We start from the raw sequence: 13,293 nt of genomic DNA, 5'->3' as shown, positions 1-13,293 counted from the left end.
CACAACATGAAACACACCAGCTATGTCGGTCTTGATCTTGACGCACAAGGCGGCATGACGCACATCGGAAAAATTATCCGAGATGGTTGGCTGTTTGGCTTTATTCCAGAAACGGAAACGGGTACCGGCTGGACCCACACACAGATTCAAATGCTGTATGAAAAGGTGTTTGCTGCCTGGGAACCGTATGCACACATCCCGAGCCGCTTGCCACCCGAGCTTAAAGAAAAGTACCTAAGAATTCAGGAAGATGCACTAAAACGCGCCCGGGAAAATGGATGGGACCCGGAACTGTCCGATGATGATTAAAACTCCAGACCAAACTGTATCCGCCCAAATCAAGATACAAGTGAAAATCAATGAAATCAGTGTGCATCTTCAGGGAAGATGCGCATGAACAACATTGATTTGCGCGTCTATTCGTTTATCGATTCGCTTCAACCGCAGCTTGCATCCTATCTTGCGACATCATCGCAAGGCTTTCTTCCCGTTCCGGGTGATGCCTGCTTGTGGATTGAAGTCGCGCCGGGCATGGCCGTCCATCGCCTCAGTGATATTGCGCTAAAGGCCACGAACGTTCGTCTCGGCGAACAGGTAGTCGAGCGTGCTTTTGGCTCGATGGAAATTCATTACCGAAACCAAAGCGACGTTCTCGCATCCGGTGAGGCCGTTTTAAGAGAAATCAATCACGCGCAAGAAGATCGTCTGCCTTGTCGCATCGCATGGAAAGAGATCATTCGAGCGATTACCCCCGATCATGCCACCTTGATCAATCGCCAGTTGCGTAAAGGCTCTATGCTGTTGCCGGGCAAAAGCATGTTCATCCTTGAAACAGAACCGGCAGGTTATATTGTTCAGGCTGCCAACGAGGCCGAGAAAGCAGCTCATGTGACTCTGATCGATGTACGTGCTTTTGGTAACTTTGGTCGCCTGACCATGATGGGCAGCGAAGCGGAAACCGAAGAAGCCATGCGGGCGGCTGAGGCCACAATCGCAAGCATCAACGCGCGTGCGCGTCGCGCTGAAGGGTTCTAAGAAATCGCTGACATTCAAGCAATGTTCTCTTAACCTGAACACGCTCCGCTCAAGACCATCAGAATTTTCGCTGGCTCGCGCCAATGACAACTGGGCTAACTTTTTCTGCTCGAAAAGGTCAGTATTCGTGCAGACTTTAATTTATGGAATCCTCTTTGCCTGATCATATGGTCACCTCGAAATACCCATGATTCGTCGTTCCCGCGAAAGCGGGAACCCAGAAAAATCAAGGTGCTGGATTCCCGCCTACGCGGGAATGACGCGTTTTTCTAGCCTCCCATGTAAATAATGGTCATGCGGTCTCAACCGCTCACTCCCATCCAACCCTCTAATCGTCTAGAATTCCCCCCCGACCCTATAAGTTAAAAAAGGCAACTCAATGCTGGCTTACCCCCATATCGACCCCGTCGCGCTGTCTTTAGGGCCACTCAAGGTACATTGGTATGGATTGATGTATCTGGTTGGTTTTGTCGGCGCTTGGGCACTTGGTCGCTACCGTGCAGCCAAACCCAATTGGCCGTTGAGCCCATTACTGGTAGACGACCTGATTTTTTATGGCGCTCTTGGGGTCATATTGGGTGGGCGAATCGGCTATATGGTCTTTTATCAGGCGCCGGAGCTGATTCACCACCCCTTGACCATTTTCCAGATCTGGGACGGCGGTATGAGCTTTCACGGCGGATTGATTGGCGTCATGACTGCCATGGCCCTCTTCGCTCGTAAATACAAATTGCATTTTTTCACGTTGATGGACTTTATTGCCCCACTGGTACCGATCGGCCTTTTCGCCGGGCGTATCGGCAATTTCATCAACGGCGAGCTGTGGGGCAAAGTCACTACGCTGCCGTGGGGCATGGTTTTCCCGACCGGCGGTCCGTTACCACGGCAGCCCTCCATGCTTTATGAAGCATTTTCCGAAGGGATTCTGCTTTTTTTGATCCTGTTCTTCTTTTCAATCAAGCCGCGGCCACGCATGGCTGTTTCAGCCGTGTTCCTGATTTTCTATGGCACATTCCGCTTTTTGGTCGAGTTTGTGCGCGAACCCGATCCGCAGCTCGGCTATTTGTGGGACGGGTGGCTCACCATGGGCCAGGTCCTCTCATTCCCCATGATCATGTTCGGATTCGCCCTGCTCTGGTATGCCTATCACAAACGCATCATGGACAGATCAGATAATTCACCGTCCAACTCGGAGCAAAGCACATGAAGCAATACCTCGATTTACTTCAGAAGGTAATGGAGCAAGGTGTTGATCGGGGGGACCGGACCGGGACGGGTACGAGATCCCTATTTGGATACCAGATGCGCTTTGACCTCGAAGCGGGATTCCCGGCGCTGACCACCAAAAAACTGCACTTGCGCTCGATTATCCATGAGCTTTTATGGTTTATTCAGGGCGACACCAATATTCGTTATCTCCAGGAAAACGGCGTGCGTATCTGGGATGAGTGGGCCGATGCGGAAGGCAACCTTGGCCCGGTTTACGGCAAACAATGGCGCTCTTGGGCCACGCCCGATGGCCGCACCATCGACCAACTGAGTCAGGTCATCCACGACATCAAGACAACCCCGGAATCGCGCCGGCTGATCGTCACTGCCTGGAATCCGGCGGATGTGCCGAATATGGCGTTGCCGCCCTGCCACTTGTTGTTCCAGTTTTATGTCGCCGATGGCAAACTTTCCTGCCAACTGTACCAACGCAGCGCTGACATTTTTCTGGGCGTGCCCTTCAATATCGCAAGCTATGCCCTGCTCACCCTCATGATTGCGCAGGTCACCGGTCTGAAACCCGGCGAGTTCGTTCATACGCTGGGCGATGCACACATCTACCACAACCATTTTGAACAGGCGCGTACCCAACTCGAGCGCACGCCAGGCAAATTACCGACCATGAAGATCAACCCTGAGCGTCGCTCAATCGAGTCGTTCGTATTCGATGATTTTGTGCTTGAAGACTATGCACCCTTGCCGCATATCGCAGCGCCAGTTGCCGTATAATCAAGCCATAATCAGAGCGAGGCCACAAGATGTCGGGTTTATCATCAAGTCATAAATTCATAGAAAGGGTCGGCAACGAACTCAATAACATTGCCCACGTTTTGCTCTTGTTTGTTTTGTGGGTCGCCGTACTTTGGTCAACCACCGCATCGGTCGTCGATATTTTGCATAAAGGCACACCATCTCTCGACGACCTGCTGTTGTTCTTCATTTATCTTGAAATCCTCGCGATGATCGGGATTTATTTCCAGACCAAGCGAATGCCCGTGCGGTTTTTGATCTATATCGCCATCACGGCGATTACCCGGGTGCTCGTGGTCGATATCAAAGTCATGAGCAACATAACGATCATTACCTATACAGGCGCCATTGCCTTGCTGGCCATCGCAATTCTCGTCATCAAATACAGTTCCGCTCGATTTCCTGGCGGGTCACCGGATCAGTCATGAAAATTGGATTAGTTGCCGCGCTTACACGCAATCAGGTCATCGGGCGCTACAATGCCCTGCCGTGGTCGCTACCGGCCGATTTGCAGCGCTTCAAAAAGATCACCATGGGCAAGCCGATTATCATGGGGCGTAAAACCTATGACTCGATTGGTCGTCCTCTGCCGGGTCGGAAAAATATAGTCATCAGCCGTAATCCCGATTTTCATGCCGATGGTGTGACGGTCGTTGATAGCCTGGATATGGCGCTTGAAGCCGCAGACCAGGCCCCCGAGGTCATGGTCATTGGTGGTGCGAATATTTATTACCAGTTTCTGCCGCGTGCAGATCGACTCTATTTCACGCTGGTACACACGACCATCGATGATGGTGATGCCTTTTTCCCAGCGTACAACCGTCGCGACTGGCGTCTGGTTATCGAAGAAAATCATCCCGCTGATGCAGATAACCCCTTTCCGTACAGTTTCATGACCTGGCAGCGCATCACCCCTCCCAAGAATCAATCCGATACGCCTGAAGCGCACCATATCTGATTAAGGGGCACCTCGAAATACCTGTGGTTCGTCGTTCCCGCTAAAGCGGGAACCCAGAAAAATCAAGGCGCTGGATTCCCGCCGACGCGGGAATGACAGTTTTTTCGAGATTCCCTAAGTCAATTCAATGTGGCGGTCGGACGCTGCATGTCATATTATCTTCATAAGAGTTTTTATAGCAGCCAAGCGCCAAAGAAAGTGCTAGGAGTCGCCATGTTTGATTTACGCGATGATTTCAACTATCAGCCCGAATTGATCGAACGACTCAATCGCATACATGCCATCGTCATTCAGTACAGATACACCTATGCCTCATTCATGGCGCTTGCTGGTGGTTTTTTTCTGATGCAATGGCTGCTGCTATCAGATCAAGCCTCGGGTTACCCGTTGCTGGGCATTCCTGTGTTAATGGCAGCGGTCTGGTTTACGCTAACACCGGCAGAAATCATCGCTAAAACACTGGCATGGTCTGTTCGATTGCAGAACGGTTTTCTGTCTTTTCGTGATTTGAACTGGATGCAAGCGATGACCAAAAAGCATCCAAGCCTCCTTCCCGGCGCGGAGCGTTATCTGCAATCCCCCTCGCCAGTACCTCTGGATGCATTGCGTCAGTTCTGGCCCGCGCTGATCCGCGCTGAAGAGCAAAACCCTTCGCACTGATTATTCCTCGCGTCGGGGTACAGGAAGAGGTTCCCTAGATACACGCTCCAAACGAAGAGTGGTGTTTGGAAAACTCAGCTGTGCCGAGCCTTCAAGGGTGGCCGAACTCATGCAAGGCTGCGTCGATCCGATCGATCAGTTCTTCAGCATGCGTATCGTGCACGGGTTGTTGCAAACTGTTAGGGTTGTTTTCAATCAATTCACGCGCGATATTCAGCGCCGCAAGCACGGCAACGCGCTCAGTGCTGAGCGATTGACTGCTCTTTTTCACCTGCACCATGGCTTGATTAACATAGTCGGCCGTACGAAACAGAATGGCCTGCTCTTCGGGTGGACAGGCAATCCGGTAGTCCTTTTCAAGGATACGAACTGTGAGTGGTTTTGAAGTGTTGTTCATACGATCTATTCTTCCATCTGCCTGATCTGCTCGACCAGTTGTTGTATTTGCTGCTGCGTATGCGATAAAACCCGCCGGAGTTGGATATTCTCATCCGTGAGTCGTTCAGTTGTTTCCTGGTATTCCCTTCGACGAAGATCCAACGTTCGGCAGGTTTGAATCAAACGCTCAACACGCTCCGTCAATGGATCGGATGACGCACCAACAGCAATTGGCTCGGCAAGGTTGTGGTTTTCAATCGAGGGCTGATCAGATGAGTCGGCGGTGGCGGCTGACATGCGCATTTCCCTGAATAGTAAAGTATGAATTGATACGTTCCGAACCCAAGCGACTTTCCGAGGTCACTATTTCTGTGCGCGAAAAGTGCGAGCAGAGCAAGCAGAGGGCACATGAACGGGTTCAGTCTATCATTTTGTCTCCAATGAGCTGACAATATCCCTTTCACAAAAACTCATTTAGTGAGCTGGCGTTTTTTCTAGCGAGTGTTTATGCCTGTCCATTACCCACAACTCAGAGACGATTTACATGATATCGGCGCAGTGCTCAGCCCGAGCGAAGCACAGGGCACCCTCATTGGGCTGTGGCTCGGCAAAGGCCATGCCTCAGAGTCGGAGTGGTTGTCTGAGTTATCTGACGAGGCCACTCCAAACATCATGCCTGCCAGTCTGAAAGCCATGTACGCCGAGGCAATCAACCAGATCACCTCCGCAGACAATCTTGGTCTGAGCCTGATTTTCCCGGAAGACGATCAACCCTTTCGTGACCGCCTGATGGCATTGATCGAGTTCGCACAGAGCGTACTTTATGGCTACGCCGTCGGCAAAGGCCCAGACCCAGCTCAGCTCTCACCCGAAGCTAAAGAAGTATTCGATGATTTGCAAGCGATCGCCGCGCTGGATGATGAGGTCGATCATACGCACGATGATGAAGAAGATGAGATCAACCTGCATGAGATCATCGATTATCTGAGCGCGGCACTGATCGTGATGTACATCAACGTGCACCCCCCCGTCCCTAGTGGCGGCCACTTGTCGTCACGTCCACACTAAAACCAAGGAAGATCACATGGCCGTCAATACGTTGAGTGCTCTTGATCAATCAGAATACGGCAAGCGTCGACGGCGCCTGTTGAAAATGGTCGGCCGCAAGTCAGCGGTTCTGGTACCCGCAACAACAGAGATCATTCGTAATAACGACAATCCCTACCCGTTCCGCCAATCGAGCGATTTTCTTTACCTCACCGGGCTGAATGAACCGGATGCACTGCTTGTGCTTTGCCCCAAGCGGGCGGATGGTGAAGTCATCCTGTTCGTACACCCATATGACCCCGAACGTGCGCGCTGGGACGGCCCACGCGCCGGGCTTGAAGGTGCGAAACGCGTCTACGGCGCTGATCAGGCTTTCGCGCTGGATGAGCTTGACGATGTGCTTCCGGAATTGCTCCTCGGCTATGAGCGCATCACGCTGCCCTTTTCCGATCACGAATTGATGCTCAATACGCTTGGATGGCTGGACACCCTGCGAAAGAAATCACGCGGTGGCGTTGTCCCGCCACAAAACCTCAAGGATCTCGCCGAGCCGCTGCACGAGCTTCGCCTGATCAAATCGCCTGTGGAAATTGCCAAGATGCGCCGGGCCGCGAGCATTTCCGCACAGGCGCATCGAACCGCAGCCGCCGCAATTGCCGAAGGCATGTACGAATACGAACTGGCCGCCGACCTGCAACGCATTTTCCACCAGCATCATGGTGAAGCCTCCTTCGCTCCCATCGTCGCCTGTGGTGCCAACGCGTGTGTGCTGCATTATCGAGCCAACGAGGCCCGGCTTGAGTCAGGGCAACTGGTGCTGATTGATGCGGGCGCGGAAATCGAACACTACGCAGGCGACATCACCCGCGTCTGGCCCGTAGATGGCAAATTCACTAAACCACAGCGAGCAGTGTACGAACTGGTTCTGAAAGCCCAGATGGCCGCCATTGATGAAATCCGCCCCGGAGCCAGCTTTGATGCGCCACATGAGGCCGCGGTTCGTGTGATTCAGCAAGGGCTCATCGAACTGGGACTGATCCCGCAGGCAGTGGACGGGGCTCCGAACAGCGAGGGATACAAACGCTTTTTCATGCATCGCACCGGCCACTGGCTGGGGTTGGATGTGCACGACGTCGGAAAGTATAAAATCGATGGTCAGTGGCGTGAGTTCGAACCCGGCATGGTCGTCACGGTCGAGCCGGGCATCTATATCGACGCCGCAGAAGATATCCCCACGGCCTATCGCGGCATTGGTGTGCGAATCGAAGACGATGTATTGGTCACGCCGAAAGGCGTCGATATATTGACGCACGAAGTACCCAAGACCGTGGAAGATATCGAAGCGTTCATGAACGACTGCAAAGTACGCCACCGTTTGGACGCATGACAGGATGCCCCTGCCGATCAAACTTAGAACAGACGCACACGAGATCGCACCATGACCCATCAAACCCGCTTCGATTCCAGTAAACAGGACATCATCATTGTTGGCGGCGGCATGGTCGGCGGCGTGCTTGCGCATACCCTGAAGCTCGATGGCTGGCGCGTCACGGTGCTTGAAGGCGCACCAGAAGGTGCATCGAGCAGTTTCGATGCCCGGCTGACAGCGCTGTCAGATGCATCCTGGCGCTATTTCGATGCCCTGGGCCTGATTGATGAAGCAACCGCGCGCGCAGCCCAAGCCATCGAAGAAGTCCGCGTGGTCGATAGCGGTCACTTCGGCATGACGCGCATCACCAAAGCCAACAATCAGGGCGTTGCGCTGGGGCAAGTCATCGGTAACCGGGCCATTGCTGCGGCCATCGAACGCGCCGAAAAAGAGGATTGCATCACCGGCAATGGCACCGTGCAGCGTCTGCAACCGGCGCGCTACACCCACCATAACGTGACCAACGATGGCACTGGGGTCGAAGTGCAGTTCGAATACCACGGCGAAGCGCATACTCTTGAGGCACGTTTGTTGATCGCGGCCGATGGCGCTTATTCGAGTGTGCGCGCTGCTATCCAGAAGCCGGTTGAAAAATCCGAATACGGACAAACCGCCATTGTCTGCACGGCAAAGCCTGCGCGCGCGCATCACGGTACGGCATTCGAGTGCTTTACACGAGGTGGCCCACTCGCCGTTCTACCCGCCCCGGCAGGACGAGTATCGCTCGTCTGGGTCAATCGCGACGAAGACGTCAGCGAACTCATGGCGCTGGAACCGGAAGCCTACGCTAAACGGCTGGATGAATTGTTTCGACACCGTCTCGGTGGATTTACCGAACTGACGCCACGGCAGGCTTACCCGCTGAATCTCATCACCCTTCAGGAGCTGGTAGACGAGCGTCTTGTCATCCTCGGCAATGCCGCCCACGCACTGCACCCGGTCGCCGGGCAAGGTTTCAACCTCTGCCTGCGCGATGTCCGTGACCTGACGGCGGCTCTGCGCGCCGATCGGGGAGAACCTGTCGACCCCGGTGATCCGGTTCGTCTCAAACGCTATGCGCAAGAGCGTGTCGACGATTACCGTCGGACGATCGGCCTCACCGATCGGCTCGTGCGGGGGTTCAGTCTCGACCTGCCCGGTGCAGGGATCGTACGTGGCGCACTGCTCTCGTTGAGCGATGGCATCTTCCCATTCAAAAATCGGCTCGTGCGCCTGACGCGAGGCATCTGACCATGACAGCAAAACTCAAAAAAACTGCTTCGGATCAACCTTTTGACGTCATCATCATCGGCGGCGGTATGGTGGGTGCCAGCATTGCATTGGCTCTTGGTCAGCAAGGCTGGCAAGTCGCCCTGGTCGAAGATCAACCGGTGCCCGACCTTCCAGCAGACAGCACCACGCCCTTCGACATTCGCGTCTCCGCACTCTCGCCCGCCAGCATCGAATTTCTGCAGCAACTGGGCGTATGGCACAAGATCCGTCACACACGCGCGGCGCCCTACCGTCGAATGCGCGTCTGGGATCAAGCGGGTACGGGAGATGTCACCTTTGATGCACGCGATATTGGTCTGCCCGAGCTCGGCTATATTGTCGAAAACAGCCTGATTCAAGCCGCGTTGTGGGAAGGCATTCGAAAGATAGACGCCATCACGCCATTTACCGACAGCCACCCAAGCCAATGGCGAGTGGATGATCGGCACGTAGGCGTCTGTCTCAACGATGAACGGACACTAACCGCCTCGCTGCTAATCGGGGCCGATGGTGGAAAATCCTGGGTACGTCAGGCGACCGGCATTGAAGAAACCCATCAGGATTACGATACTGCCGCGCAGATACTGAGTGTGATTACGGATTACCCGCAGCAAGACATAACCTGGCAGCGATTCACCGCTCATGGCCCTCAAGCATTCCTGCCCCTGGCGGGCGCCCGAGGTTCGATCGTCTGGTACGATCAGGTCGATGCAGTCAAAACCCGTCACACCTGGAGCGATGCAGAAATCCTCGCGGCGCTGGCAACCACGTTTCCAGCCGAACTTGGCGAAATCAAAGCGATTGAGCGCCGGGGATACTTCCCGATCCGCAGAATGCACGCCGAGCGCTATACCGCTGAGCGAACGGTACTCGCCGGCGATGCCGCCCACACCATTCACCCCCTTGCCGGACAAGGGGTCAATCTCGGCTTTTATGACGCCATGGCCCTGATTGATTGCCTCAAGGACAGCGACGACCTTGGCGCACCCAAAGCGTTGGCTCGCTATGAACGGATGCGGCGTGCGGACAATCTCATCACACAGTCGGGCATGGATCTATTCCATTATGGATTCCGTGCGCACAACCCGTTGCTGGTTGGCGGCCGCAATCTGGCTCTCTCCGCCGTATCGGCTTTCGAGCCATTGAGAAAAATGGTCGGTCAATTCGCCAGCGGACAACGCTAAAGAAGTTCTGTTTTACTCAGCGCTTCCTTAGAGCTTCCATAATCAGGATACCTATATGCGTCTCTCTCTTGACGATTCCGGCCAACGATTTGTCATCCGTGGTTTTACTGAAACCAGCGTGCGGGTGAATCATGATGAATACTTTCAAAGCTTCCTGCTCACGCCGGAACGCGTGGTTCCAGACTTACTGTTCAAAACTGCGTCTGAGCTGGCACCTTCGTCGCTGGATGCACTGATCATTGATGACCCGGAAGTACTCATCGTGGGTACCGGACCACGGACACTGCGCGCCAGTGCCGCTGTTCAAGCGGCATTTTTCCGCGCCGGTATCGGCATCGAGTTCATGGATACCGGTGCGGCTTGCCGGACATTCACCGTTCTTGCCAGCGAATTGCGCCGCGTATCGCTGCTGGTGCTGTTCCAGGAGAATGAATCTGAGAGTGGTCCCGAAAACACGTCCGATAACGCTCACGTCTAAAAGGAATTTTTCATGTCCGAACATACATTTATTACCGGCAAGGATGCGGCGCTGGAGGACACGATCGCCCGTGTTCAAGGCCAACTAACCGCACTGGGTTTCGATATCGAAGAAACACGCTGGCTCAACCCGGTGCCCCACTGCTGGTCCGTGCATATCCGCGATAAAAACTGCCCGATTCTATTCACCAACGGCAAGGGTGCCAGCAAGAAGGCAGCGCTGGCTTCGGCGCTGGGTGAGTTTGTCGAACGGCTGGCATCACAGTATTTTTTCGGCGACTTCCACTGGCATCGCGAACAGACGACGCATGATGGACTCAAACAGGGTGTGCATGATCCGCGCGAACGCTGGTTCACCATTGATCACCCCGGCGTTCGGCCGGAGGGCCTGCTGGATGACGCCCTTTGGCGGCATTACCTGGCCGATGACTACCGCATCACCACGAAAGACTGGGTGGATTTCAACAGTGCCGTCACGGATGCCGTCTGTGCCCTGCCCTACACCCGAATCCGGGATGGGCAGACCCTGTATTTTCCGGCCAATGTGGTTGGCAATCTGTATGTCAGCAACGGCCTGACGGCGGGCAATACCATATTCGAAGCCCGCACGCAGGGTCTATCCGAAGTATTTGAACGTTTCGTGAAAAACCGGGTGATTGCCGAGAGCATTGCTCTGCCGCAGATTCCGGACGACATTGTGGCCCGCTACCCGACCATTGCCACAGCGATTGCCGCCCTGCGCGGTCACAGCTTCGGATTGCGCCTGCTGGATGCCTCGCTGGGTGGGAAATACCCGGTCATCTGCGTGACTCTGATTGATCCGCAATCCGGTGGCGTATTTGCATCGTTCGGCGCCCATCCCAATTTCGAAGTCGCTTTCGAGCGCACGGTTACTGAACTGTTGCAGGGCCGCGCGCTCGACGACCTGCACGCCTTCCACCCACCCACGACCGATCAGGAACTGGTCAGCGACCCGCAAAATCTCGAATTGCACTTTATCGATTCCTCGGGGTGGTTGTCCTGGGACTTTTTTCGTGACACCCCCGATTACCCCTTCGTGCACTGGGATTTTACCGCCGAGAACAATGAGGCGGGTTTCAAGCGACTGTGCGACATCGTTCATGCAGAAGGTTACGACGTTTATGTCGCCGATTACCCGCATATCGGCCTGTATGCCTGTCGCATCCTCGTGCCGGGTCTATCGGAAATCTATCCCGTCGATGAACTGTACGAGCGGAACAACAACGTTGGCCTGTCGCTGATTCCTTATGTTGAACGGCTGGGTGAACTCAGCGCCACCGAATGCGCGCAGCTGCTCGAAACCATGGACGATCTGGACATGGACTGGCTGATGCCGATGACCGATGTCATTGGTTTAGCCATCGGAGCAGACCATCCCTGGGCCAGTCTGCGCTTCGGTGAACTGCGCGCGCTGGCGCTGTTTGCCTCCGGCCCCGATGATGATGACGATGAAACAGAGGCACTTCTTGACTGGCTGGTCAACGTGCCGCCACTACCGGATAATCGAAGAATCATCTATCGCGCCGCGCACACACACCATCAGTTAACGGTCGCCGCAACCGCGCCGCTCGATCAGTATCAAAGCACACTCATGGCCCTGTACCCGCCACAGGAACAGGCCTCGGCCCAAGCCTTACTTGAAGGCCGAGCCGGCTTCCTCGATCTTGGCGGCTTGGGCGCGAACTTTGAACGCAGCCCGCTGCATCAAACACTCATGGCCGCTTTTGACCGTGCCTTTGCTGCCAAACCACCAGTCGAGTTCACCACATGAACAATGCCAGCGCTCAGATGCCCTCCACACCTGCACTCGCGCCGCATGACCTTCAAGCCGCCGCGAAGACGCTGATTGCCCGAACCGCACAGGTCGTGCTCGGAAAAGAGCAGGTTATACGTCAGGCCCTTTGCTGCGTTCTTGCCGGTGGACATTTGTTGCTCGAAGACCTGCCCGGGCTTGGAAAAACCACGCTGGCGCACGCGCTGGCACGCGGACTGGGGCTGCGGTTCCGTCGGCTGCAATTCACGGCCGACATGCTGCCCGCCGATATTCTGGGCGTATCGATCTTTGAGCCGCAAAGTCGTGAATTCCGTTTTCAGCCGGGACCGATTTTCACCGAAATCCTGCTTGCCGATGAAATCAACCGCGCCCCACCCAAGGTGCAAAGCGCCTTGCTCGAAGCGATGGAAGAGCGCCAAGTTACGATCGAAGGCAAACGTTATCCGCTGCCGGAAGCCTTCTTCGTGATCGCGACCCAAAACCCGCTGCATCAGCAAGGTACTTATCCGCTACCCGAATCACAACTCGATCGCTTCGCATTGATTCTCGGCATGGGATACCCCGCACCGGAAGTGGAACGCGCCATGCTCAAGGGTCAGGGTGGACGCACGCATATCAATGACATCGAACCGGTGCTGGATGCCCGCGGCCTTGCCCAGATGCGCCAAGCCGTTCGCAACATCCATGTTGCCGACCCCGTGATCGATTATGTGCAGAAACTGCTGCAAACCAGCCGTGAAATGCCGGAATTCAGCATGGGGTTATCACCGCGCGCCGGTCTGATGCTTTTGAATCTTGCCCGGGCATGGGCATTTATTGATCAGCGGGATCATGTGCTACCCGACGACATACAGGCTGTTTTCGCGGGTCTCGTCACACATCGACTGCCCACGAGTGGCGCCCGTCAACTTCAAAGTAGCGCCGAGCGGCTGCTCGCTGCGGTCAAAGTCGATAACGGGCCATCAGCTTCCCCATCCAATTAATTAGCAAATCATTATAAACCGATGATTGGGCTAATTTTTTCATACAACATCTTCAACGCCCCAAACTTGTGCGTATA

General features: G+C 54.8%; 16 protein-coding genes. 14 read left to right on the top strand and 2 right to left on the bottom strand.

The window, feature by feature from the left end:
- Nucleotides 1-6 precede the first annotated feature (6 nt).
- From HNEAP_RS04570 to HNEAP_RS04540, 7 genes are all read left to right on the top strand, one after another.
- Nucleotides 7-309 carry a hypothetical protein gene (locus tag HNEAP_RS04570; protein WP_012823783.1) on the top strand — a complete coding sequence of 101 codons (303 nt, stop codon included), beginning with the start codon at nucleotides 7-9 and terminating at the stop codon, nucleotides 307-309.
- 84 nt (nucleotides 310-393) lie between these two features.
- Entirely contained in the window at nucleotides 394-1,035 is a 642-nt protein-coding gene (locus HNEAP_RS04565) for a microcompartments protein (RefSeq protein ID WP_012823782.1), read from the top strand.
- A 379-nt stretch (nucleotides 1,036-1,414) separates the two neighbouring features.
- Nucleotides 1,415-2,242 (top strand): prolipoprotein diacylglyceryl transferase, encoded by an 828-nt coding sequence (gene lgt / locus HNEAP_RS04560; RefSeq protein ID WP_012823781.1) that lies wholly within the window; start codon nucleotides 1,415-1,417, stop codon nucleotides 2,240-2,242.
- Complete coding sequence (locus tag HNEAP_RS04555; RefSeq protein ID WP_012823780.1) at nucleotides 2,239-3,033, top strand: thymidylate synthase; 795 nt, start codon at nucleotides 2,239-2,241, stop codon at nucleotides 3,031-3,033. Before lgt ends, HNEAP_RS04555 begins: the two co-directional genes overlap by 4 nt.
- Before the next feature lie 29 nt (nucleotides 3,034-3,062).
- Nucleotides 3,063-3,482: a phosphate-starvation-inducible protein PsiE gene (locus HNEAP_RS04550; RefSeq protein WP_012823779.1), complete on the top strand. Its 420-nt coding sequence runs from the start codon at nucleotides 3,063-3,065 to the stop codon at nucleotides 3,480-3,482.
- On the top strand, nucleotides 3,479-4,012 hold the full coding sequence (folA, locus tag HNEAP_RS04545; protein ID WP_012823778.1) for a type 3 dihydrofolate reductase: 534 nt from the start codon (nucleotides 3,479-3,481) through the stop codon (nucleotides 4,010-4,012). The genes HNEAP_RS04550 and folA overlap by 4 nt, the downstream gene beginning before the upstream one ends.
- Nucleotides 4,013-4,225: 213 nt before the next feature.
- Nucleotides 4,226-4,672 carry a hypothetical protein gene (locus HNEAP_RS04540; RefSeq protein WP_012823777.1) on the top strand — a complete coding sequence of 149 codons (447 nt, stop codon included), beginning with the start codon at nucleotides 4,226-4,228 and terminating at the stop codon, nucleotides 4,670-4,672.
- 91 nt (nucleotides 4,673-4,763) lie between these two features.
- On the opposite strand, the gene HNEAP_RS04535 is transcribed toward HNEAP_RS04540, so the two are convergent.
- Nucleotides 4,764-5,069 (bottom strand): cell division protein ZapA, encoded by a 306-nt coding sequence (locus tag HNEAP_RS04535; RefSeq protein WP_012823776.1) that lies wholly within the window; start codon nucleotides 5,067-5,069, stop codon nucleotides 4,764-4,766.
- Between the two features lie 5 nt (nucleotides 5,070-5,074).
- A complete protein-coding gene (locus HNEAP_RS04530; RefSeq protein WP_012823775.1) occupies nucleotides 5,075-5,347 on the bottom strand; it encodes a hypothetical protein in 273 nt (90 codons plus the stop codon).
- Between the two features lie 210 nt (nucleotides 5,348-5,557).
- Between HNEAP_RS04530 and HNEAP_RS04525 the strand changes: the two genes are divergently transcribed.
- The 7 genes from HNEAP_RS04525 to HNEAP_RS04495 are packed head-to-tail and all read left to right on the top strand — an operon-like array spanning nucleotide 5,558 to nucleotide 13,216.
- Complete coding sequence (locus tag HNEAP_RS04525; RefSeq protein WP_012823774.1) at nucleotides 5,558-6,118, top strand: UPF0149 family protein; 561 nt, start codon at nucleotides 5,558-5,560, stop codon at nucleotides 6,116-6,118.
- Between the two features lie 16 nt (nucleotides 6,119-6,134).
- Entirely contained in the window at nucleotides 6,135-7,484 is a 1,350-nt protein-coding gene (locus HNEAP_RS04520) for an aminopeptidase P N-terminal domain-containing protein (protein ID WP_012823773.1), read from the top strand.
- 51 nt (nucleotides 7,485-7,535) lie between these two features.
- A complete protein-coding gene (locus tag HNEAP_RS04515) occupies nucleotides 7,536-8,756 on the top strand; it encodes an FAD-dependent monooxygenase (protein WP_012823772.1) in 1,221 nt (406 codons plus the stop codon).
- Between the two features lie 2 nt (nucleotides 8,757-8,758).
- On the top strand, nucleotides 8,759-9,961 hold the full coding sequence (locus tag HNEAP_RS04510; RefSeq protein WP_012823771.1) for a UbiH/UbiF/VisC/COQ6 family ubiquinone biosynthesis hydroxylase: 1,203 nt from the start codon (nucleotides 8,759-8,761) through the stop codon (nucleotides 9,959-9,961).
- Between the two features lie 55 nt (nucleotides 9,962-10,016).
- Entirely contained in the window at nucleotides 10,017-10,439 is a 423-nt protein-coding gene (locus HNEAP_RS04505) for an Mth938-like domain-containing protein (protein WP_012823770.1), read from the top strand.
- Between the two features lie 12 nt (nucleotides 10,440-10,451).
- Nucleotides 10,452-12,230, top strand: a complete 1,779-nt coding sequence (gene ycaO, locus HNEAP_RS04500) for a 30S ribosomal protein S12 methylthiotransferase accessory factor YcaO (protein WP_012823769.1) — start codon at nucleotides 10,452-10,454, stop codon at nucleotides 12,228-12,230.
- The gene (locus HNEAP_RS04495; RefSeq protein WP_012823768.1) at nucleotides 12,227-13,216 is read left to right on the top strand and encodes an AAA family ATPase; all 990 of its coding nucleotides are present in this window, start codon (nucleotides 12,227-12,229) and stop codon (nucleotides 13,214-13,216) included. The genes ycaO and HNEAP_RS04495 overlap by 4 nt, the downstream gene beginning before the upstream one ends.
- Nucleotides 13,217-13,293 lie beyond the last annotated feature (77 nt).

The sequence above is a fragment of the Halothiobacillus neapolitanus c2 genome (genome assembly GCF_000024765.1).
GTDB lineage: Bacteria > Pseudomonadota > Gammaproteobacteria > Halothiobacillales > Halothiobacillaceae > Halothiobacillus > Halothiobacillus neapolitanus.
This window is presented reverse-complemented; position numbering and strand designations above follow the sequence as displayed.